This is a genomic window from Arenibacter catalasegens (genome assembly GCF_002909235.1).
Lineage (GTDB): Bacteria > Bacteroidota > Bacteroidia > Flavobacteriales > Flavobacteriaceae > Arenibacter > Arenibacter catalasegens.
In genome coordinates, this window is record NZ_PHQQ01000019.1 from 24,947 (window position 1) to 46,288 (window position 21,342).

General features: G+C 37.6%; 21 protein-coding genes. 6 read left to right on the forward strand and 15 right to left on the reverse strand.

The genetic code is table 11. The features are described from left to right. Positions 1 to 31: 31 nt before the first annotated feature. Entirely contained in the window at positions 32 to 322 is a 291-nt protein-coding gene (locus CWD90_RS14635; RefSeq protein ID WP_103476824.1) for a Dabb family protein, read from the forward strand. Between the two features lie 18 nt (positions 323 to 340). On the opposite strand, the gene CWD90_RS14640 is transcribed toward CWD90_RS14635, so the two are convergent. Together CWD90_RS14640 and CWD90_RS14645 are read right to left on the reverse strand one after the other, a co-directional pair. Further along, complete coding sequence (locus tag CWD90_RS14640; RefSeq protein WP_103476825.1) at positions 341 to 1,333, reverse strand: 2-hydroxyacid dehydrogenase; 993 nt, start codon at positions 1,331 to 1,333, stop codon at positions 341 to 343. A 96-nt stretch (positions 1,334 to 1,429) separates the two neighbouring features. Beyond that, entirely contained in the window at positions 1,430 to 1,891 is a 462-nt protein-coding gene (locus CWD90_RS14645; protein WP_103476826.1) for an Lrp/AsnC family transcriptional regulator, read from the reverse strand. A gap of 181 nt (positions 1,892 to 2,072) precedes the next feature. On the opposite strand from CWD90_RS14645, the gene CWD90_RS14650 reads away from it, so the two are divergent. Beyond that, complete coding sequence (locus CWD90_RS14650) at positions 2,073 to 3,047, forward strand: NAD-dependent epimerase/dehydratase family protein (RefSeq protein ID WP_103476827.1); 975 nt, start codon at positions 2,073 to 2,075, stop codon at positions 3,045 to 3,047. Positions 3,048 to 3,096: 49 nt separating this feature from the next. Further along, a complete protein-coding gene (gene kbl / locus CWD90_RS14655; protein WP_103476828.1) occupies positions 3,097 to 4,284 on the forward strand; it encodes a glycine C-acetyltransferase in 1,188 nt (395 codons plus the stop codon). Between the two features lie 334 nt (positions 4,285 to 4,618). Here the strand turns inward: kbl and CWD90_RS14665 are convergent, their stop codons facing one another. The 3 genes from CWD90_RS14665 to CWD90_RS14675 form a co-directional block, all read right to left on the reverse strand. Further along, on the reverse strand, positions 4,619 to 4,864 hold the full coding sequence (locus tag CWD90_RS14665; RefSeq protein ID WP_103476830.1) for a YgjV family protein: 246 nt from the start codon (positions 4,862 to 4,864) through the stop codon (positions 4,619 to 4,621). Beyond that, complete coding sequence (locus CWD90_RS14670) at positions 4,845 to 5,339, reverse strand: MarR family winged helix-turn-helix transcriptional regulator (protein ID WP_103476831.1); 495 nt, start codon at positions 5,337 to 5,339, stop codon at positions 4,845 to 4,847. Before CWD90_RS14670 ends, CWD90_RS14665 begins: the two co-directional genes overlap by 20 nt. A 195-nt stretch (positions 5,340 to 5,534) precedes the next feature. After that, complete coding sequence (locus tag CWD90_RS14675) at positions 5,535 to 6,020, reverse strand: hypothetical protein (protein ID WP_103476832.1); 486 nt, start codon at positions 6,018 to 6,020, stop codon at positions 5,535 to 5,537. Positions 6,021 to 6,445: 425 nt separating this feature from the next. Here CWD90_RS14675 and CWD90_RS14680 point away from each other — a divergent pair, with 425 nt between their 5' ends. Next, a complete protein-coding gene (locus CWD90_RS14680) occupies positions 6,446 to 7,585 on the forward strand; it encodes an NHL repeat-containing protein (protein ID WP_103476833.1) in 1,140 nt (379 codons plus the stop codon). 53 nt (positions 7,586 to 7,638) lie between these two features. Here CWD90_RS14680 and CWD90_RS14685 read toward each other — a convergent pair whose 3' ends face one another. Further along, a complete protein-coding gene (locus CWD90_RS14685; RefSeq protein ID WP_103476834.1) occupies positions 7,639 to 8,643 on the reverse strand; it encodes a 3-keto-disaccharide hydrolase in 1,005 nt (334 codons plus the stop codon). 223 nt (positions 8,644 to 8,866) lie between these two features. Next, a complete protein-coding gene (locus CWD90_RS14690; RefSeq protein WP_103476835.1) occupies positions 8,867 to 9,592 on the reverse strand; it encodes a class I SAM-dependent methyltransferase in 726 nt (241 codons plus the stop codon). Between the two features lie 471 nt (positions 9,593 to 10,063). On the opposite strand from CWD90_RS14690, the gene CWD90_RS14695 reads away from it, so the two are divergent. Continuing rightward, positions 10,064 to 10,639: a DUF4494 domain-containing protein gene (locus CWD90_RS14695; RefSeq protein ID WP_103476836.1), complete on the forward strand. Its 576-nt coding sequence runs from the start codon at positions 10,064 to 10,066 to the stop codon at positions 10,637 to 10,639. 119 nt (positions 10,640 to 10,758) lie between these two features. On the opposite strand, the gene CWD90_RS14700 is transcribed toward CWD90_RS14695, so the two are convergent. The 5 genes from CWD90_RS14700 to CWD90_RS14720 all read right to left on the reverse strand — a co-directional run bounded on the left by CWD90_RS14700 (position 10,759) and on the right by CWD90_RS14720 (position 17,570). Continuing rightward, positions 10,759 to 12,048, reverse strand: a complete 1,290-nt coding sequence (locus CWD90_RS14700) for a sialidase family protein (protein ID WP_157941245.1) — start codon at positions 12,046 to 12,048, stop codon at positions 10,759 to 10,761. Positions 12,049 to 12,134: 86 nt separating this feature from the next. Further along, positions 12,135 to 13,538: a BNR repeat-containing protein gene (locus CWD90_RS14705; RefSeq protein ID WP_103476838.1), complete on the reverse strand. Its 1,404-nt coding sequence runs from the start codon at positions 13,536 to 13,538 to the stop codon at positions 12,135 to 12,137. Between the two features lie 366 nt (positions 13,539 to 13,904). Next, a complete protein-coding gene (locus CWD90_RS14710; RefSeq protein WP_103476839.1) occupies positions 13,905 to 15,293 on the reverse strand; it encodes a sensor histidine kinase in 1,389 nt (462 codons plus the stop codon). A 250-nt stretch (positions 15,294 to 15,543) separates the two neighbouring features. Continuing rightward, positions 15,544 to 15,957 (reverse strand): hypothetical protein, encoded by a 414-nt coding sequence (locus tag CWD90_RS14715; RefSeq protein ID WP_103476840.1) that lies wholly within the window; start codon positions 15,955 to 15,957, stop codon positions 15,544 to 15,546. 326 nt (positions 15,958 to 16,283) lie between these two features. Continuing rightward, positions 16,284 to 17,570 (reverse strand): glucuronyl esterase domain-containing protein, encoded by a 1,287-nt coding sequence (locus CWD90_RS14720; protein ID WP_103476841.1) that lies wholly within the window; start codon positions 17,568 to 17,570, stop codon positions 16,284 to 16,286. An 895-nt stretch (positions 17,571 to 18,465) separates the two neighbouring features. On the opposite strand from CWD90_RS14720, the gene CWD90_RS14725 reads away from it, so the two are divergent. Further along, on the forward strand, positions 18,466 to 19,158 hold the full coding sequence (locus CWD90_RS14725; RefSeq protein WP_103476842.1) for a LytR/AlgR family response regulator transcription factor: 693 nt from the start codon (positions 18,466 to 18,468) through the stop codon (positions 19,156 to 19,158). A 231-nt stretch (positions 19,159 to 19,389) separates the two neighbouring features. Here CWD90_RS14725 and CWD90_RS14730 read toward each other — a convergent pair whose 3' ends face one another. The 3 genes from CWD90_RS14730 to CWD90_RS14740 form a co-directional block, all read right to left on the reverse strand. Next, positions 19,390 to 20,091, reverse strand: coding sequence for a hypothetical protein (locus CWD90_RS14730; protein WP_103476843.1), 702 nt, complete (start codon positions 20,089 to 20,091; stop codon positions 19,390 to 19,392). A 67-nt stretch (positions 20,092 to 20,158) separates the two neighbouring features. Further along, a complete protein-coding gene (locus CWD90_RS14735; RefSeq protein WP_157941246.1) occupies positions 20,159 to 20,530 on the reverse strand; it encodes a hypothetical protein in 372 nt (123 codons plus the stop codon). A 78-nt stretch (positions 20,531 to 20,608) separates the two neighbouring features. Continuing rightward, the gene (locus CWD90_RS14740) at positions 20,609 to 21,016 is read right to left on the reverse strand and encodes a nuclear transport factor 2 family protein (protein ID WP_103476845.1); all 408 of its coding nucleotides are present in this window, start codon (positions 21,014 to 21,016) and stop codon (positions 20,609 to 20,611) included. Positions 21,017 to 21,342: the final 326 nt, after the last annotated feature.

Genomic DNA, 21,342 nt, shown 5'->3' on the forward strand with positions numbered 1-21,342 from the left:
TTCACCTATATAAAAATCTAAATTGTAATTTATGATTCAGCATACCGTAGCCCTAAAGTTAAAATACCCCAAAGGCTCGCCTGAAGAAAAAGAATTTCTCTCCGCGGCGGCTAAATTGGTTTCTATTCCTGGAGTCCGAAATTTTCAATCCTTGCACCAAATAGGGAAGAAGAACGATTTTGATTATGGTTTGTCAATGGAATTTGATACCATGGCGGATTATGAGGCCTATAATCAACATCCGGATCACACCAAGTTTGTATCGACTTATTGGGCCAAGTACGTAGATAAGTTTTTGGAATTGGATTACGAGCAGATTTAGTTCGTAAGAAAACGAAGCCTATGTCTGGTTTTGTAGGCGTGGGTCTTTGGACTTGATGGTAACCGGCCTATTTTCCATTACTTCAGCAATTCTTTCCAAGGTCTCGATTTCTAGTCGCTCCATAGCTTCCTTAGTGTAAAAAGTCAGATGCGGCAATAGCATTACATTGTCCATTTCATAAAGCTTTTTTAAAGGATGGTCAGTTTTATTTAAGGGTTCCAAGCTATAGACATCAAGGCCGGCCCCGGCGATCTGTTTTTTTTCCAAGGCATCCAAAAGTGCCATTTCATCAATCAAGGCCCCTCTAGCGGAATTGATAATAATAGCGGTCTTCTTCATCACAGAAAACTCCTTTGCACCAATAAGATGCTTGGTTTCCTTATTTAAAACAGTATGCATGGAAATAAAATCACATTCTTTGATCATTTCTAACAGGTTGTCATATTTTTCTATTCCACGTTGGGCCAATTTCTCCTTAGATTTACTGGGGTCATAACCAATAACCCTTGCCCTAAAACCAAGGCCGGCCATTCTGGCCATACTGGTGCCAATTTTGCCACAACCAATTATGCCCAGCGTTTTTTCGGCAATATCAAGTCCCAACCATTCTTGGCTCGGCCATACCCAAGCTTTATTGTTCATTTGTTTTTGTAATGTGGGCAATTTTTTGGCCAGAGCAATTAGCATGGCAAAGGCTCCTTCAGCAACCGTCTCTTCCGCGTATTCTGGAATATTGACCACCACAATACCTCGTTCATTGGCAGCAGGGATATCAATGGCATCAATTCCTACTCCGTATTTTACAATTGCTTTGAGCTTTTTTGCCGAATCAATTATTTTACGGGTAATAGGGGTGTAGCACATTAATAGGATATCACAATCCGTTACTTCTTTAGCCAGTATATCTTCCGATACGCCATCCGGAAGTAAAACTAAATGGTGTCCTTGTTCCTTAAGGGTTTTGTCTACAAGTGGAGTTTCTAGCTCCATATCGGTCCTGACTATTTTCATATTATGGTGAAATCGGTAATGATTGGTTTGTATAAATAGGGAAGTTCTACTTGTAAACTACCTCTTAAAACAAATATAATAGAAATGTAATAGGAATTAAATATAGTATTCCGAGGAATGCTTTATTTCCTTCAATACGAACGTACTGTTTAGTACTCCAATATTTTCTATTTTGGAGAGTTTGGTCTTTACAAAATCATGGTAATCCTCTAGGCTTTTTGTATGGATTTTTAAGATAAAATCTACTTGCCCTGCTAAATGGTGACACTCCTGAACCTCTTCTAAATACTGAACCTGTGCCTCAAATTTCTCTATGAAGGCTTCATTGTGATATCGCATGGATACTTGGCATATTACGGTGATAGACCGGTCTATTTGTTTTTTATCCAGAATGGCCACATATTTTTTAATAACCCCTTGTTTTTCCAACCGGCGGATTCTTTCGTATACGGGAGAAGGGGTAAGGTTGAGAATGGCTGCAATTTCCTTTGTCGTTTTTTTTGAATCTTTTTGTAAAATCCTGAGAATAGTAATATCAGTTTGATCAAGTTGCTCCATAAGTATCTAAAAAATTACTTTAAAACAGATTATTATTTAAGTTTAAAAGTAAAATTAACTTTAAAGTTACTACAATTAAGTTATAATTACTTAATTATATATGTAATTTACATGATTGACTTGTTATTTGTAATTTTGATAGTAATTAACACTTTTGTTGATTACGAATAGATGAAAAATTATGAATGCCAAAATTCTGGTAATCGGAGCCAACGGACAATTGGGTTCAGTACTGACCAAAGCACTACAAAGTAGATTTGGTGTCGGCAATGTAATCGCTTCCGATATCCATGAAGCATCTAATTTTCATGGTTTATTTGAGGTATTGGATGCTACTGATAGAAATCAAATTCAAAAAGTAGTAACTAAACATGCCATTACGCAAGTGTATCATTTGGCGGCAATTTTATCTGCCAAGGGAGAGGCAAATCCTTTGGCCACCTGGGATATTAACATGAACATGCTGTTCAATGTCTTGGAAGTATCGAGAATCAGCGGAATGGACAAGGTGTTTTTTCCAAGTTCCATTGCCGTTTTTGGGGAAGATGCCCCTGCGGATAATACCCCTAATAATGCCAATCTTAACCCTGCAACTGTTTATGGGATGAGCAAGGCCGCCGGAGAAAACTGGGCACAATATTATTACTTGAAATATGGATTGGATGTAAGGTCCATACGCTATCCCGGAGTTATTGGCTACCAATCCATGCCAGGCGGTGGTACTACCGATTACGCTGTGGATATTTTTCACAAGGCGGTATTGGAAGAAGAATTTAGTTGCTTCTTAGAAGAAGATACTACACTACCCATGATTTTTATGGAGGACGCTATAAGAGCCACCATAGAACTCATGGAGGCACCTAAAGAAAAGATTACCTTTAGAACATCGTATAACCTTGCCGGAAGTAGTTTTTCACCAAAGGATATAGTGAAGGAAATCCGTAATTATTATCCTGATTTTCAAGTGAAATACGAGCCCGACTTCAGGCAGGAAATTGCATCGCGATGGCCTAATTCCATCAACGACACCGAGGCGTTTAAAGATTGGGGATGGAAGCCGGAGTACGACCTTAAGTTAATTACCCGAACTATGATCGAAAAGCTTGGGGAACATTACGGAACCCGATCCAAAAAATCATTAGGGATCCTTTTGTAATTCAATATGAACGGGCATATGTCTGTCAACAATAAAATAACTGAGAAATATGTATTCAACAATAAAGAACGATTTACAGAAGGAACTTGATGCCATTAAAGCGGATGGTTTATATAAGGAGGAAAGAATTATTACTACACCCCAGGGTGCAGAGATCAAAACCACCAATACTCAGGAGGTACTAAATTTTTGTGCCAACAACTATTTGGGTCTTTCCGCCCATCCGGATGTTATTAAAGCGGGCAAGGATGCTATTGACTCCCATGGTTATGGAATGTCGTCCGTTCGTTTTATTTGCGGTACCCAGGATATACATAAGGAATTGGAGCGCAAGACCGCCGAGTTTTTGGGTATGGAAGATTGTATTTTATATGCAGCCGCCTTCGATGCCAATGGTGGACTCTTTGAGCCTATTTTGGGTGCTGAGGACGCTATTATTTCCGATGCACTTAACCATGCCTCCATCATAGACGGTATTAGGCTGTGTAAAGCAAAACGTTTTAGGTTTGAACATAATTCCATGCCGGACCTTGAACAACAATTAAAGGCAGCAGAAGGTTCCCGAAGAAAATTAATTGTGACCGATGGTTCCTTTTCCATGGACGGAACCATCGCCCAATTGGATAAAATCTGTGATTTGGCGGATAAATATGATGCCATGGTTATGATTGACGAATGTCACTCAACAGGTTTCTTGGGTGCCACAGGCCGTGGATCCCATGAGTATAAAAATGTAATGGGAAGAATCGATATTATTACAGGGACTTATGGCAAAGCTCTTGGAGGCGCATCCGGCGGATTTACGGCAGCGAGAAAGGAAATTGTGGACATGCTAAGACAGCGCTCCAGACCCTATCTGTTTTCCAATACAGTGGCACCTTCAATAGTAGGGGCTTCCATAAAGGTTTTGGAACTATTGGCTTCTTCAACCGCACTGCGTGATAAGTTGGAGGAGAACACGATATATTTTCGAGAAGCGATGACCGCAGCAGGTTTTGATATAGTTCCGGGAGATCACCCAATAGTTCCCGTAATGCTTTATGAAGCTCCCTTGGCCCAAGAGTTTGCCTCCAAATTGTTGGATGAAGGAATATATGTAATTGGATTTTTCTACCCTGTCGTGCCACAAGGCAAGGCCAGAATTAGGGTTCAATTGTCGGCCGCCCACGACCGTCACCATTTGGAAAAAGCGGTTGCAGCATTTACCAAAGTAGGGAAGGCGCTCAAGGTAATTTAACCCTATGGCCTAAATAGTTGGAAAAGGGTAACTGCTGTCCAAACTTTGGGTCAATCTTAAAAGTATTGGGTGCACTGAATAATAAACTAGAACAATACAACATTGCTTTAGTCTTTTGTTTATTTTTTGCATCGCCCAAAAAACGAACCAGGGCCGAAAAACGAAGGTACTGTGTACCTTTGTTTCGAGGAGCCAGCTGTAGCGAAGGCTAGTTTGATCGCCCTTGCCTTAAGTAAGGCAATCTATCTCCACGGCCGCACTGTCCAGGCCGCTTTCACTTGGGTGAACATGAGCCAATGGACGGCTTCCATTGCCCAAAGTGAAAACCACTTGATTAAATTTTGAGTTTGGGGCCCTTGTTGGAATCGTAAATTTTTATTAAATGATAAGCGTGTATAATACAAAATACCACTCCGGCAACGACCAGGGGAACTGAATTTAACATAGCGCCATATATGATATAGAAAAAACTTGAGATTAAATGCCAAACGCGGAATTTATTCATGTCTTTTTTGGTAATGGCAAAGAAACCTGTAAGGATTGCTATATAGCCAATAGTCTCAATTATGATGTTCGTCATTTTTTAAATTTATTAAGGTCCTTTCTCTGTAATCGCTTTGGTTCACTTTTTCTTCTATTTTAAAAAATTCCTCTAAAAAATTAGGACTGTCGGCTAGTAGATCCATTACGGTCTGTCTTCCTGCTGTCCAATATTTCTCAAAAACTGGTAATTGTTTATGAGCTTTTTCTGTTAAAGTTAAAATCTGTTTTCTTTTATCCGTAGTATCTGTCTTGGTCTCCACATGTCCGTTTTTTTTCATTTTATTAATAATTTTCACCACGGCGGGATGTGAAAACTGTAATTTTTCCGATATTTCGGTGATGGTCATGGTCTCGTTTTCTTGCAAAAGAATAAAGATCAAGTTCCAATTTGGTTCAATATCCAGTCCTTCAGTTTTGTACAACTCCTTAGTACTATAGAGGAGGGAATCACTTAATCTCTTGAGCCTACTGGTTAGTCCCACAAATTCCATTTCCGTTAAAAAGTCGTTCATTATTGTTTATTTAAGTAACTGGTTACGCAAATGTAAATAATTTTACGTAACTAGTTACATAAATTATTCAATTTTGAAAAAATAATAATTTTTCAATTGATCCGCCACATAGAAAATAGAAGTGAATAAGTAAATTATGGAAGATAGCCGCCTGCATAAAGCTATTTATTTTGAGCAATTTCAGCAAAGTCCTATCTAAAAATGCCCCAGGTCATCCTTAAAGGTCTTCCAATAGGATAAATTTCCATTAATGGGGTATATCTCCGATTTCTTAAATAGTACCGAGAGGGATCCAAGGGCAGCACCAGAAACAGCCCCAAGTACGGCCCCTACGGCCGCGCCTTCACCTGTGGTATAACCAAATACCCAATCATTGGGATCTGCAGAAGCCGCCACAACAACTGCCAATACCACTGCACCTGAAAGAGTTCCAATTAGTACATTATTTCCTGCGGCCCTTTTGGTTTGGATAAATCCAATCTCTTCGGGGCGAAAACTAAGCTCACCTTTATTTCCTTTTAATTGCAGAATGGAGTCCGATAGTACAAGGATTTTCCCTTTACCAATTTTTTTTCTATGTAAATCAAATACCCGAACAAATTCCCCAGTTGTTTTTATCTTTTGTTGCCCATAGGTAGATGTAACCAATAAAAATGCTAGGATTAGCAAAATATTTTTCATGATGGTATATCTAAAAGTGAAGGGGGGTATTTATTGGACCATTGGTCGAATAGATGATATCTAAGTTAGTGTATAATCTCCTGATAAATTGTGTTTTACACCTATTATTAATCTCTAATATTAAAATAAGGGGAACTGATTAACAAGGCACATTCCTTTAATTTAGAAATTCTAGATTGCGTTTCAAATAGTGCCCTTCTAGGTCTATGAAATACACCATCCACCTCCGAAAAATGAAGTGTTATACAAGCTACTTTGCTCAGTTGATCCATACAATTGGTTATAGTTTTGGAAAGTGTAAAAATATTCCATAGCCTTATTTAATTGAAATACAGCTTTTTATCCTTTAAAAAAGATTGAAGTTACGCGGGTTGAATATTTAGGGAGGATTGATTAACTTTCCCAAAATTAATAAAGAACCATCCATGTATAAAAAAACTACACTAGCCGTATTGTCGATCGCTTCCTCTTTGGGATTATCAACCTCCTTATTGGCACAAAACAACCAACACTCACAAGACCATACGCATCATTCACATGAAAATAATGCTATAGCCGATCACCAGCATGGCCCAATGGCATCAGATGAAATGCCTATGCAAGCAAAACTGGTTACAGGCCAGGGCGATTTTATATTTTCATGGGACCAGGATTTAACGGCAGCTTTTCCAGAAGAGGCACACGAATTTGAACCGGGAATGCACGGAGGTTTCAATGAAGATCCAGAAACAGGAATAGTATATACCGGAATTCCGGGGTACGGACTGTGTTCCATTAGCCCTGATCTAACAAAGTGGTCTACTTTGGGCAGCGATCAGCGCTTAAAGGATAATATTCATGGTATTGTATTCTTTATTCACAAAGGGCAAAAATATCTTGCGGTAGCACAGGAAGGGAAAAGAGTACTTGTAATGACTTTGGATGGCACTATTGTAAGTGAAATTTTGAAGCCTACAGGCACTGAATTTAAATTTGCCCCTGCCAATGAGTTCTTTGCATCCAAGGACAGCAATTTTGGGGTAACCGATGTAACTTATCTGAATGGCACCTTGTATGTAGCGCATGGTTATTCTGCTGGGGATTTTGTTATGACAATAAAAGAAAAAGGTGGTGTTTGGAGCTGGGGGAAACTTGCATGGGGTGGAAAAGGAGACAATCCTGGTCAGTTTCAGACCGCGCATGGAATTTATGCCCACAAAAAGCATATCCTAGTTGCCAATAGGGCTGCAGGACAGGTCGTTAAATTTACCAAGAAGGGTAAGTTTGTGGAAACTTTTAATGATATACCTGAGGGCAGTTTAGTTTGTAATGTTGCTTTCACGGATGAACATTACTTCCTAAATGCGCTGCAGGCCATTGGAGAACAGAAATCGGCTCCTCTTTATGTTCATACAGGAGAAAAGTTGGTGTCGACAGTAATCCCTGGGGATTTGGACATTCCTGTCTTGACAAATATTCACCAGGTTTGGCCACACTTTGTGACTAAAAACGGAACAAAACAGCTTTACCTACTTGTTCATGGTTGGAACAAAGGCAAATTTGCTGTTTTAAAAATGGAAAAATAAAAGGCAAGCCCTCCTTGGTTTTAAAGGAGGGCGAAACCTAATGTTTTGCTGTACTACTTTATAGGGGTAAGAACAATATTGCGATAGGCCACATTGCCATGATCACCTTGTAAATAGATAGGTCCTGGGCTTAGCACATCGGAAGACATGGCCCCACCGGTAGGACCCCAAACGGCTTGGTTGTCAATTATTTTTTTGCCGTTAAAGATCACGGTTACATGTCGATCTACTAAGGTGATATCAAATGACTGCCATTCACCTGCGGGTTTTTCGGCTGCCATACTAGGGGTAATGCGACTGTATAGTGCCCCCATATTATGGGAATCCAATTCCTTGCCATAAGAGTCCACTACCTGAATTTCATAAAGTCCACGTAAGTAAACCCCACTATTATTTCCTTCGGGTACGTTGACCTCCAGCTTAAGGTTGAAGTCGTTAAAATCTTGTAGGCTCCGAATATTTCCATAAGAAATGTGCTTACCATCTTCGGGTTGCACCGGGTCGTTCATCAGCGTGCCGTCCACGACCTTAAAACCATTGGCCTTTTCTGGATCCATCACTTTCCAGCCACTTAAATCCTTTCCATTGAACAATTTGATCGGTTTGTCATATTTTACTTTGGATAAGTCTGGCGTGATTGGCATGGGTGGCATTCGCTTTCCGGTAAAATTTTTGACGGACACCCCGTTTCCATCACTATTGGGTCCAATCATGGTACCCTTCAAGGCATCTCCCACTTTTTTGACCTCTAAGGTATAGGTTACCGTATGGCTGCGATCGGAACTTCTTTTAACCTGATTGGTACGGGTAACCACCAGCGTATTTTCGTCAACTAGGTAAACGTTGGACACGGGAACTACACTACCGCCGATCCACAATAGTTCGGCATCCAAGAAGCCTTGGTCCTCATGTACGTTAAGCCAACCTGCACCTCCACCTTCAATATCAATTCCCCACATACCCATAAAGGGGGTGGCCAAAAGTGGTAGTTCGGTACTATTTGCAAAGCTGTTAAAGACAATAAACAATATTATTACTGAAGAAAGTGTCCGTTTCATTTGAGTGGGTTTTAATTCGAGTTAAATTCTTGGTTTTTAGGCAATTTATTATCCTTTGAAGATAATAAATTGTTAGAATAAAAAGTTCAATTTCAGTGTTTTAAATTAAATCAAAACTAGATTGCAGATACCCCTCACATTGATTCCAAATTGAATTGCTTTGGTATTATATCCATTTACAGAATAGGGCAGGGGTGGCAACATATGGATACTTGGCTATACTTCATAATGAATTCTTTACAAAAACCATACAATGTTGCCAGGGAAGGTTATCTATGTTCCGCTCAAGTTTCATTCCGGCTGCTTGCATTTCCTTCACCGCTTGCACTTCCGTCATTTTATGCAATTTTTTTATGGGCACATTATCATCTTCACCCCTGTATTCGATCAAAAACAGCTTTCCATTTGCCCGCAATGCTTTTTTTATGGAAGCCACGATTTCTAAGGGATAATTAAACTCATGATAAACGTCTACTAGGAGCACCTTATCTACCGAATTTTCTGGTAGGTTGACATTTTTTTCGCTTCCTTTTATGACCGACACATTCTTAATTCCGCTCTCTTCTTTGCGCTGACTGATTTCTGCCAACATCTCCTCTTGGATATCAACAGCATAGATAAGCCCTTGCCTCGCCATAGGAGACATCTTAAAGACGTGGTAACCGGATCCCGCGCCAATGTCCGCTATAATATCCTCCGGATTTATGGTCATATTCTGTAATAATGTAGTGGTGTTTTCCTCTTCCTCACGATCAGGGCGATCTAACCACTGCATTGCCTGATACCCCATAACATGGGCAATTTCCCTGCCCATATACCATTTGCCAATACCATTATGGTCACCATTTTTAAAGGTGTAAATAGCTTTTTGGGTATGGATCTGTGCAATACCATGGTATACAGGTAATAAAACCAAAAGCAAGAATAAAACTTGAGCTACCTTTTTCATATTCAACTGGAGTTTAGTTTTTTAAAATATAAGTTTATTGCATGGTCAATGCCACTTGTGGTTGTACACTTTCCCTTGCTCTATTTGTCAAGGGGTTTACAATATGACCGGACCGAATTCACGTTGGATTAAAGATAATGGATCGTTGGGGTTTTACGGTGGGAAATTTAAATCACCTATTTATATGTCTTCATTTGTCTTCGGTTTTGTCAATTATGGATTTCAGCCTAACGAATAAAAAAATGCCACCCTAGCCTCATACCTTTTCTTGATTAGAAATTATCTATTTATTTTTTTTATAGTGTTGAGCGGTGGCTAGTTAGCCAGACCAAGTAATATTATCCCGGAATAATCATTCTGAAATTTAATCAGAGGAACAAAATTCATTCAGAAATTGTGAATATCTATTTTGCGAATGGGAGGATATTTTTTTTTTAAGACCTATTTTTGGCATCCTTAAAAAAATTAGATATGAGTCAGACTTGGTACGAGTGCAAAGTGAAGTATAGAAAAATACATGAAACTGGAGAACAGAAAGTAACTACAGAATGTTATTTGTTGGATGCGATATCGTATACCGAAGCGGAGAGCAGAATAAATGAGGAGATGGCCGCTTATACCAGTGAAGAATTCTTGATTACGAATATAAAAGTCGCCAATTTCTCTGAGGTACATCCTTTTGAAAATTCGGATAGGTGGTTTAAGTCGAAAGTGGCGCTAATTGCATTCGATGAAAAGAGTGGTAAGGAAAGAAAAACCAATATTTATTTGCTGGTACAGGGCAATGATGTAAAGGAAGCATATGATAATACCATTCAGGCTATGAAAGGTACGATGGGCGATTACAGCATTCCCGTTATTTCCGAGTCCCCAATAATGGATGTGTTTCCTTATTTTTCAGGAGAAGAAGGAGACATGGCAGAATTGGAAAAGTTTAATGCCTTAAAGTCTTCAGTTTTGGAACCTAATGAATCGGAAGAGGAATTGGATACCGTAGAGAGCGAGGTAGCTGTGCCCGCCGAAGTATTAGACGGAGAGGTAGAATAGCCCATACATGTGCTAATAATAACATAAATGAGGGCTATTAGGCCCTCTTTTATGTTTATTGCCAACCCTTGACATTCGAATAATATGGGAGTGAAGGGACACTTGCCACCCCTTCTTAGCTAATTATCCGCATCCCATATTGTTGCTGCAATATGGTGGAGGTAATCTTTGGTAGACCAATAATAAAGTGCGACCATTTTGCCGTCTTTACGTCTCAGTAGTTGTGGGTAACCTAGATCAATAGTCTCCATATCAACTGATCCATAACCATCCCTTATGATCTTTGGTTTGCTCCAGGAGGCTCCTTCATTGTCGCTGTAAACAACCATCATAGTCCCTGGCTCTTCTCTGTTGCCAAAAATTGCAACCAGTCTTCCCTTGTTCGTTATATTGAGTGCGGGAGGGTTCCCATTACCTGCTCCTGCATCACCAACTTCTGATAGGAATGCCCAAGAGACACCACCATCTTGAGAAGTATATGCGTCCACCCAATTATGTTTATTATACCTTCGACGCATTGCACATATCAACTTACCGTTTTCAAGTCTGACGGTCTGGGACATCACGGCACGGCTTTGATTTGGATGAGGATTTTGGGAATCGTCTTCTTCCAATTTTATTTTTACAGAAAGATCGACCTTCCTTTCATCAAAAGGTGGTACAACCCAGCCCACGAACTTAAAAGTCTTTCCTCCGTCAAGGGTACGAATACAAAAAAGGCGGTCTGTTCCAAATTTTCCTTTTTCACGAACAGACATAAATATAAGGCATTCATCCTTTCCTTCCACCACATAATCTGTTCTTGGAGTTAACTCGGTTTCATCAGGTAAAGTGGTGTTTTTCAATTCGGGCCACTCACGGATATCATCGACCCCAAAACGATAGGGAGCACTCCACGACTTACCTGCATCATAGGAAAAGAAGAAGTGGCCTCTCCCATCATGGGCGCCATGGTAGGAAGTTCCCACAATGCGCATAGCAAACTGTGGGTGCGAAAAGTCTATAGGCTTTTCCAATGTTTGTAGTTCCGGTTCCTTACCAAAATCCCCGACATAACCAACTGGGTCATACCCTTCCCAGGTTTGCCCCATATCAGTACTTCGGGCCAGCCAACTTACCTGATTGCCTCCAATGTTGTGATTGTCTTTAATAAGTTCATAATCTCCATGAGTAAATCCGACGAGCATGTTCACCCCATCAGCAGACCATGCCCCATTATTTGCCGGCCATCCAAGGAATTTGTTTTCTTCTTGGTAAACAACAATATGTTCAGCATTTTCTACCCTTAGATAGTTTGTTTCTTTAAGACTACTTGTTTGTGCACTTGAATTTTGAAAATGCAATATAAACAGGAACATAAAACATTTTATTACTGCTATTTTTAGTAGTTGAAATAGTTTTGTCATCATTAATTTACTTCTGATTAGAATATAGCCAATTAGTATCATACCGTTAGCATTAGGTTTGATAATCAATTTATTTCAAATGTAAAAAATTACTCTTTAGCTTTCTTTAATTTATACAAAATCAGCTTGCTAGGTTTTGGCCAGGGTTTTTCACGCGGCAAATCCCGGTTGCTGTTGAGGGTTTCCCATTTAAGAACATATCTTAGGTTTTTGTCATTTGCAGGCCCAATGTCTTCACTGGTTTTGACCAATAAACCAGGAAAATCTCCTTCAATTTCCAGATTTGAGTCAAATGGTTCAGGTTTCAATACCTTCCCAATATTTTCAAATTCATCGTTAAGCAAAATAGTTCCGTTTCCGTATTTGGTATGCCAATAATCAACTTCGTAATAACCATCTTTTCTTTTATTAAAATCTTTGAAACGAAATTCAACATTAATACTTCCGCGTCCTGAAAACTCCCAGCGATAATCCCAATTGGTCACTTGCTTATGAATCCATTTTTTATCATTTATGTGAGCAGCGTATATCTGAAGGTTTCCAACAGAATCATATTTATGATATACAAATACCGGGTTGTTATTTTTATCTAAACTGAGTTTAGCTGCCAAATTAATAATTCCTCCTTTTACAGGAATTGGATCAACAATCAATAACTTATTATCCAAAGTGGCAGGTAGTTCAATTTTTCCGCCAAAAGCATCAAACCAGTTTTTCAAATCCGGGCTCCTCATGTACGATAGATCATGATTCGTCTCACAATCAGGAGTATCTCGCCAAACCCAATAAACATGATACCAACCGTCATTCAAAACAGTTGGTTGTGTTTGGTATGCATTCATCAACCCTTGTCCGTCTGTTAAGGGAACATCCAGCATTCTAGACCAGGTTTTATTTTCGCATGAATAGATATTATAAATCTCATTACCATTACCACTACCGCCATCGCGATAATGAAAAATTAACTCCCCATCTTTTGTAAGCATAAAATGAGGATAGGTACTTCTTTTCTCATTGGTCCCAATCATTTCCATTTCCTGCACGAGTGTGGATATATCATTGGCGTGTTTGCTTTTGAAATAGGTAATGGGATTTGTATGCATGTTCCCTGAAAGATGAATGAACCCATCTTTATCGATTCCAAGCGTAACAGAATTGTGACTGTCCCATCCCAAAACAGTACTTGTGCCGCCAGAAGTTTCGCGACTTGTTGGAGGTATTATATGCAAATCAAAGTCCTCATCCTCAAGATTTCTTTGTCCAACCACCAGGTTGCGGTTGGCATTGTAGTAAGCTATATATTGTCTGTCTCCATGTGTATATAGGCAAAACCCAACGGGATGACCGGCCCATACACTATCAATTTCTATGACTTGTTTGATGGTTTCCGTTTTGCCAGTTTCATCGATTTCAAGTGGTTGATTGGATTTTTTTGCGCTGCACGCGAATAGTAATTGGAAACCAACAATAAGAATGACAAGTTTTGTTTTCATATTATATTCGTTTTATAAATTTCCGGCTTGTTGTGGACTAATCTTTCACTAATATATTGAATATGAATTTGATGCTAGGCCGCAGCAGGGATGGTGATATGAATTCGTTGGCGATTCCATGCTACTTAGCTGTTGAGAAACACCAAACTTGATGAGTGGCAGAATGTTTTAATAACCAGATAAATTCCAATGCTTTGTACCTCATGTAGTGGACTGAGTTTCTTGTTTTTCACAATCCGAAAGTTATCAATCCAATTCCAATAAATATATACTTAAGGCTCATAAGTTGCACTATATTAAAGGTTGATTCCCATATTGAGACCGTTATGAAACATGCCTATTGATATAAGCAGTTTATATACCTGTTTATTTTGAAATAGGTACGGGAACCGTAAATTTGAAAGTACTCCCTTTTCCTTCTTCACTTTCGACCCAAAGATGTCCATTAAGTTTTTCCACAAATTCTCTGCAAAGCACTAAACCTAAACCAGAACCATTTTCGTTAGCTGTGCCTCGAGATGTTACATTAGTGGTTAAGTCGAAAATTTTATGAATTGTTTCTTTGTTCATACCAACTCCATTGTCGGAAATAGAAATTTCAACTTGGTGCTGATCAGCAGTAGCTAAAACTTTTATATGGCCTCCAAGGTTAGTGAATTTTATAGCATTGGATATTAGATTTCGTAAAATAGTTCCTAAAATATTTTTATCGGTAAATAATACAATTTCATTTGTTGGGGAATATTCCAAAGAAATGTTTTTGGCTTTTACATGTGACATTTTAAGTCCTATTATTTCACTTATAACTTCTGTCAGCATAATTTTTTCTGGGCTAAAACTAAGTTCTCCTGTTTGTGATTTTGCCCAGTTTAATAAGTTGTCGAGTAAATTGAGTGTGTTTTTAGCCGTTGAATTTATTAAATCAGTATATTTTTCTGAATCTGGGTTGTTGGTTTCTTTTACATTGCCCATGAGTAGGTCAGAAAGGCCTAATATGTTGATAAAGGGACCTCTTAAATCGTGTGCTATAATTGAAAATAATTTATTTTGGGTTTGGTTTAATGCTTCAAGTTTGCGTTTATCCTGTTGAATTATCATATTCTTTTTAAGTATTGTTTTTTGATCTATTTCTTTTAAAAGCATTATGAAACCTATACTGATAGCACTTATTACAAGGACAGATATTATTAAAAACCAATTATTGAACGTAGAATTCTTGAGGAAAACATATGACTCACCCATTTGGTATATATTATACGCACGAACAAGCTGGAATGTAGAATATATTAGAAGTACACCTCCTAAAAGTGTAGAAAATTTATATTTATTTTTATAGCTAAAAAGATAAAATGCACCAATCCCATAGAAAAATGAACAGGAAATTATTCGGATAACACTAAGAAAGGTGCCGTTTTCTTTAACCACTAATATGGCGGAATAAAATAGAAAAACAAAAACAATGAAAATCCACAAAAGATTTTTTCGAATTTTACCGTCAAAGGAAACAAGGCCAAACGATGTCAATGCAAAACAGGAAATCATAAGGAAATTATTTATGCGCACAGCAGGCAAAAGAGGTAACATATCCCTATAGCCAAATAGAATGATGGCAAGCGTTTGAAACGTAAGACCTAGTACAACTAGCAATACAGACCATTGTTTGTGATTATAAAAATATTGATAGATGAACAATGCAATAATAAATAAATTATTCAGGGCCAAAAAAAACAATATCGAGGGGTAATCTAATGACATTTTTCTTTATTCATTTTATTTTGCTAAAGATCAAAAAAATCAAGCAATAATCTGTTTTTTTTTATTGTTAGTTTGGAAATTTAAATGAGTTTATATTAATGGAAATCCTCATATCGGTTGGTTTATAGTTAGTTGCGTGGGCAACTAAAAAAACAAAAATGCGTTACACCTAGGAAATTCGGTAAAATTTTCGTGATATACTTTATCTATTTACCAGCAATTAATTTAAACACCTTGTCTTAGTATGCAATTAATTTCTCTTATTCAATTCAATTCCATTAATCCAGAAAATACCAGAATCCATGAATTGCAGTTTTCCGTTGGTTTTTTTATTAGATAAATCTTTAGAAGATTCATTTTTAAATTTAGCCTTCGTGTCATTGAAGTTCAAGGTATAATTGTGGTCTATGTCCGTATCAGGATTTGTTCCGAAATAAATGACGTCATTCTCAGCTCTCCAAGTACCTTTTCCACTAATACTGGGATCAGCAGGCAGGCCCGAATTCACTTTATTATAAGAATCGAAATAGAAAGTACCATCTTGGTTTAATTTCAGTAAAAATTGAACTGGGCCAATTATTTCATATTCTCCGGCAATGTCATGGGATTGGGAGCATGAAACCAAGCAAAAAGTCATAAAGAATATAGTCAGTGAATTTTTCATTTGGAGGTATTATTTAAAGTTCGGTAAGGCAGTTAGCTTACAAAGTTAAAGTCTTATGCGTTACACTGGATTTTGACTTAGCCTCATTGATACTTATTTGTCAGGTATTTTATTTTCAAAGACAGGTCCTATGTTTTTGGCTCCTGGTAATAATACACAGACCTTTAAATTAAGCCGGATGCCCCTATGGTTAATAGGGTGTTTTGTGCTTATTTGTTTCTCTATTGTGCTATCCTATTTTTAAATTTAACATGTTTTTCTGAAAGGATCTTTGTTCTGAAAAACTCTTTCATCGGTAAAACATTTTATTACTGTTTCCGTCTATTCTATTTATAAACCTCTTCCACACTCCTTGGTTCAATATTCAAAAAATGATATTCTATAAATTTCATGTACTGTTCCCAATCATACAATTCAAGTCCATGAACACCAGACCGAACGTGGTACCCAATCGTACTTTTAATAATTGGTTGGTTAATCGCAGGTTGTTTCTCAGATGTAAACGTCACATCTTTTTTGTAAAGCTGATACGAAGGGGCTGCATTGTAAGTTCCAATCCATTGTCCTTTCTGGTCGGCCCATAAATCGTGTTGTGCATTACTAACATAAAAGGGGCGTGGTGCTAATGTAGCTAATAGGGAGTGCTGGTCGACAGGCAGATCATGTACATTTTTGGCGTATTTATTTGCATTTCTGCAAATCCAGGTTGGCAGGTAATCGCACATGTTTTGTAAGGTTTCACCATATTCACGGCGCCAGATTGCATCACCTCCGTGACCCGCTGTTGCCAGAAGTGTCATTCCAAAACGTGTGTCCGTTACAGCAGCCCAGAGAGCGACTTTCCCACCAATTGAGCAACCCAGTGTGGCCACCTGGGTTTTCTGAACATCTTTATCTGTTTCCAAATAGTCCATTCCGGCACGTAAGGCGTAAGCCCAGATGGCAATCATACCCCACTCATTTTCCTTAGTAAATTCCTGGCCGTCTTTAAAATAGAGATTTGAAATTCCGCCACTTACTTTTCCATCCGTATTTCCATTGTCGATACCAAATGCTTGGTAATCCAGAGTTGCAACACCAATTCCGCGACTCATTAACTGATGTAAAGGAATTCCGTTTTCGGTTTGACCGTAACTCTGGGAGTTGTTTAATTTTAAGCCTTTTCGTTTGATGTCACTGCCATTTGCCAGTAGAATTACCGGGACTTTATCCTTGGAATTGGTCGGAACAAAAAGCACAAGAGGCATTGTAACTTTTCCAAATTTGTTTTCAAAAGTTATTAGCACCTCTTTCCTGGTGCATAAGCCATTAAAAATGGTTTGGTCTTCAGAAATTAGTTTGAACGATTTTTCAATTGGCCCAGAAGGTGTGGGTACTTCACCAAACATGTTTTGGGCAAAAAATTCAACGATTTCTGGTCTTCTGAATTTTTCCCAATCTTCAACTGTTTTTATACTTTCCCCCTTAAATGACGAAAGCACATCGGGTAGGTTGTACTCTGGCACTTTTGATTCGTCATAGTTCGCTTCGATAAATTTTCCTTCGTAATTCTGGGAAGTAACATTGCATGAAATAAATATGGCCAAGACTAATATTAAAAGTTTATTGATCATGTATTTAATTTTGTGTTAATATTAAATTATCAGCGTTTGAATCGCCACCAAAGTATTGCATCTTCTTTACCCCTAGATCTGATTAATAAATTTCCGGCGAAATAGCCACCGAAAAACCTTCATAGTCTTTTAAATATTCTTCCTTTTGCTCATTAAACAATTTCTATGAAGAATCTCATTCTTTATAATTAAGTACAACGGCTCTTAATTCGTACTTTAGGTGTATCAGTCACCTAATTTAGCAAATACAAACGGAACCTGCTTGAAGGTAGGCTTCAAAAAGGAGCTGTAATTTCTTGGCAGCGTTTTAATGGTACCATTCCGCTAGAATTGCCAACGACACGTTTTATTTGAAGTACTAATACAATAAGATAAGAACGCACCAATTCTACATAATGCGTGTCGCCTATATGAAACTCCTCAAAAATGGTGTCAAACAAGTTTTTAGCTTGTGTTGAATCCGGTGTGATTAATTTATAAGACGGACTAGAATTTAATTTAAAGAAAGGAAACTCGTGCTGAATTTTATATTGATGTTTTTTAGGCACAAAGAACCCAGTACAAAAAAGTAGCGGAGAGCCTTCTCCACTAGGGTTACCTTCAAAAGGTCGTGGCGAAAATAAATGGAAAGGAGATATGTCATCCTCCTTCCTAGGTCAAATGTATGAGCTCTGTATCGGGTTAGTTCATTAAGGTTTTTTTGGATTGCAATAGAGCGATTGTCTATAAATCCCAACTATGGACAAAATACATTTAAGACAATTGAACCTAACCAAATACCTAAACCACATATATCTCTATTTACACAACATATAATGTACCGTTCACATCATTTCTACCAGCTTAGACCGCCATTTAAGTACCTTGACTTGATTTAAAACGAGGATCACCCATTATGAAATTAAGAAGTATAATTGTAGACGATTCGTCTATGCAGCGAATTGCCATAGCCAAATTAGTGAACAATCATCCAAACTTGGCAATGGTAGCCGAGTACAGTAATGCCATTGAGGCAAAAAAAGGGATCACAAGCAATGACATCGACCTTATTTTCCTCGATGTGGAAATGCCCATCATCAATGGTTTTGATCTTTTGGAATCCTTGGACAACCCACCACAAGTAATTTTGATTACAGGTAATCCTGATTATGCCCTTAAGGCTTTTGATTACGATGTAACCGATTACCTTCACAAACCTATTACTTTGACACGTTTTGACGCTTCCGTAAAAAGAGCTGTGGCCAATTACGAACAGATGCATAAGGTGACCGAGGAGGAGGAGTATATCTTTGTAAAAAGCAACCTTAGACAACGTAAAGTTGTTCTTAACGACATAAAATGGGTCGAAGGGCTTGGCGATTATATTAAATTGGTTACGAATGAAGGCAATGTCGTTATTCTTTCTACTATGAAATCTTTTGAACAAAAGTTGCCGAAGGATAAATTCCTAAGGATACACAAATCCTATATCGTGAATTTGGAAAAAGTTGAAAAGTTCAATAGTAAAAATGTTGAACTCGGTGGAAAACTGGTACCATTGAGCAGAAACAAAAAAATCGAATTGGCGGAGGCGCTTTATAACGTTTAAAAATTAACCCTAATATTTGTTTCCGTACGACAAGATAGTTTTTGGTAGCGCTCTTGTTGTTGGTAATAATATCTATAAGAATGATATACTTAGATTGAGCAAGTGTCGTAGGCACGAACATCATTCCAGTATTTATTTTAATTTTTCATTCAATTCTTCCCCTTACACATATTCCCAAAAATACACAAACCCTTCGATTAAGACCGAAGCCCGTATAGGTTAAAGGTTGTATTACCTACCGTTATTTTTTTTAGAATCGTTCATAAGCACCATTAGCTTTAATGCTTTTTCAGAATCTTCCAAAATCAAAATATTATAATCCTTCCATTCTATTGATAGTTCCTTTCCAACTTGTTTATTTAGTGACATAAACGACATGGTCTTCTGCTCATCTTCTTCTGATAACGAGATAGTATATGTATTAAAGGCATCAATCTGATTTCCATTAATATCCTCGGACCATTCTCCAATGTAATCTTCAAACAGAATTGTAAGGTTTCCGATAACCACGTTCTGCCCTAAATCAATAAATATGGCTTTTCTATAGTCTAATTTTTCAACAACTAACTCAATCTCTTCTTTATTGATTTTTAAATCAAAAGAATAGTTTTGATATGCTTTCGGATAGTTTGTTTTTTGACTATTACTTGACCCATCATAATTCCTGAGAAAAGTAGAATATCTGTGGTTATTTTCAACAATATTCAATTCTAGTTGGATATGCGAAAATGACTTGTTTGCTGGTTTTGATTGAATGAAAAGATTGGTAGGTTCTATGACAAATGTCCCAAATGGAGTACTAGGATTTTTCCCAATTTTTAGAGGTATTATAATGGAATTGTTCATTATCTTTTTTTCTGATTGCCCATATCCTGGGACTTGAATGAATACAAGGAATAGAATTAATAGTATGTTAATTTCAAAAATCTTCATTATTAAGGGTATTTTATTATAGTACTTATAATCACATATGCTAGTTCTTCACAATCGTAATTTATGGTTAAAAGAGTTTGTTAAATTTGAATGTCAGCATATAATAAAGCAGAGCTGATGTAGCCAATAAATGAATCCCAAAGCCAATATAATTGATGACTTTCACCCAAGTTTTATTATGAAAACCAATAATGGAGTAAAGGGCAAATAGTAAAATACAAGCTTCCACACAGAGTACAAATAATTCTCTTAATTCTAAGTTGTGTTGTTTTATATTAAGACTATCGATAGCCCAAAAAATAAATATACCTAAACCAATAACCGCATTTAAATAGGAAATTAATAAAGTTGTTTTTTGCATTTTATACCCAATGGTAATGACTGCTAAATGGCAAAAAATGATAACAATCATTACTGTGCTTATGCTTATATCATTCATAACCAGTCATTGGTATTTTTATTTTTGGTATCGGTCTGTGTTTGGTTTGTTGCGGAGAATCAGTTGTGATTTTGCGCATTACTTTTCAGAGTCTGCCAACTTCTTAGTATCAACATACTGCTGAAAGGCAGTGATTTTTCCTTCATCATTAAGCGTCCATAGATGTGCGGCTTGTGCATTATAGCTCTTTCCGGTTGCTTTTACCTTAGCATCATATCTTAGGGTAGCTAAGACCATGTTATCACTCATGCCATGGATTTTTACATCCTGTAACCCAAAGGTTTCATGGTTTGCTCCAAGACGTGCAAATACGCCTTCTAAAATCGAATCTGGCCCAACGTAGGGATTTCCATCTGCAAGTGAATTACTTTCGGCTTCGTTCCATTCGATTTTAGAATGCATTAATCCGAGAACAGTTGGTATATCGCCAGTTGAAAAAGCATTGTACAAGGATTCAATAATTTGAATGTTACGTTTTGTCTTCATGATTTTGGTTTTAGTTGGTTATCAATTTTTTAAATTTGTTGTATTAAATTATTGTAGTCTTTATTTAGGATGACTCCTAATGAAGCAATACCGTATTGCGGAGGTAAGGAAACTTTTTCGTTTCCGTTTGCCACGCACATAGCGAAATCTTTTGGTTTTGCCTGCCACGCTTTTTAGCGTGGTTTTTTCTTTTCCCTTCCAAAGCAAAATCCTAAAGATTTTGAGGACTTCATAAAAATACGCTATTCCTGCGATTAAGCCCGAAACTTGTATCGTTTAAAGTTCCTGTTGGCAACTGGCTTTTAATTTTTTTTTCAACACCTCTA

Coding starts and splice junctions, on each gene's coding strand:
- CWD90_RS14635 (WP_103476824.1), top strand. CDS start 32: ATGATTCAGCATACCGTAGCCCTAAAGTTAAAATACCCCAAAGGCTCG.
- CWD90_RS14640 (WP_103476825.1), bottom strand. CDS start 1,333: ATGAAAATAGTCAGGACCGATATGGAGCTAGAAACTCCACTTGTAGAC.
- CWD90_RS14645 (WP_103476826.1), bottom strand. CDS start 1,891: ATGGAGCAACTTGATCAAACTGATATTACTATTCTCAGGATTTTACAA.
- CWD90_RS14650 (WP_103476827.1), top strand. CDS start 2,073: ATGAATGCCAAAATTCTGGTAATCGGAGCCAACGGACAATTGGGTTCA.
- kbl (WP_103476828.1), top strand. CDS start 3,097: ATGTATTCAACAATAAAGAACGATTTACAGAAGGAACTTGATGCCATT.
- CWD90_RS14665 (WP_103476830.1), bottom strand. CDS start 4,864: ATGACGAACATCATAATTGAGACTATTGGCTATATAGCAATCCTTACA.
- CWD90_RS14670 (WP_103476831.1), bottom strand. CDS start 5,339: ATGAACGACTTTTTAACGGAAATGGAATTTGTGGGACTAACCAGTAGG.
- CWD90_RS14675 (WP_103476832.1), bottom strand. CDS start 6,020: ATGAAAAATATTTTGCTAATCCTAGCATTTTTATTGGTTACATCTACC.
- CWD90_RS14680 (WP_103476833.1), top strand. CDS start 6,446: ATGTATAAAAAAACTACACTAGCCGTATTGTCGATCGCTTCCTCTTTG.
- CWD90_RS14685 (WP_103476834.1), bottom strand. CDS start 8,643: ATGAAACGGACACTTTCTTCAGTAATAATATTGTTTATTGTCTTTAAC.
- CWD90_RS14690 (WP_103476835.1), bottom strand. CDS start 9,592: ATGAAAAAGGTAGCTCAAGTTTTATTCTTGCTTTTGGTTTTATTACCT.
- CWD90_RS14695 (WP_103476836.1), top strand. CDS start 10,064: ATGAGTCAGACTTGGTACGAGTGCAAAGTGAAGTATAGAAAAATACAT.
- CWD90_RS14700 (WP_157941245.1), bottom strand. CDS start 12,048: ATGATGACAAAACTATTTCAACTACTAAAAATAGCAGTAATAAAATGT.
- CWD90_RS14705 (WP_103476838.1), bottom strand. CDS start 13,538: ATGAAAACAAAACTTGTCATTCTTATTGTTGGTTTCCAATTACTATTC.
- CWD90_RS14710 (WP_103476839.1), bottom strand. CDS start 15,293: ATGTCATTAGATTACCCCTCGATATTGTTTTTTTTGGCCCTGAATAAT.
- CWD90_RS14715 (WP_103476840.1), bottom strand. CDS start 15,957: ATGAAAAATTCACTGACTATATTCTTTATGACTTTTTGCTTGGTTTCA.
- CWD90_RS14720 (WP_103476841.1), bottom strand. CDS start 17,570: ATGATCAATAAACTTTTAATATTAGTCTTGGCCATATTTATTTCATGC.
- CWD90_RS14725 (WP_103476842.1), top strand. CDS start 18,466: ATGAAATTAAGAAGTATAATTGTAGACGATTCGTCTATGCAGCGAATT.
- CWD90_RS14730 (WP_103476843.1), bottom strand. CDS start 20,091: ATGAAGATTTTTGAAATTAACATACTATTAATTCTATTCCTTGTATTC.
- CWD90_RS14735 (WP_157941246.1), bottom strand. CDS start 20,530: ATGAATGATATAAGCATAAGCACAGTAATGATTGTTATCATTTTTTGC.
- CWD90_RS14740 (WP_103476845.1), bottom strand. CDS start 21,016: ATGAAGACAAAACGTAACATTCAAATTATTGAATCCTTGTACAATGCT.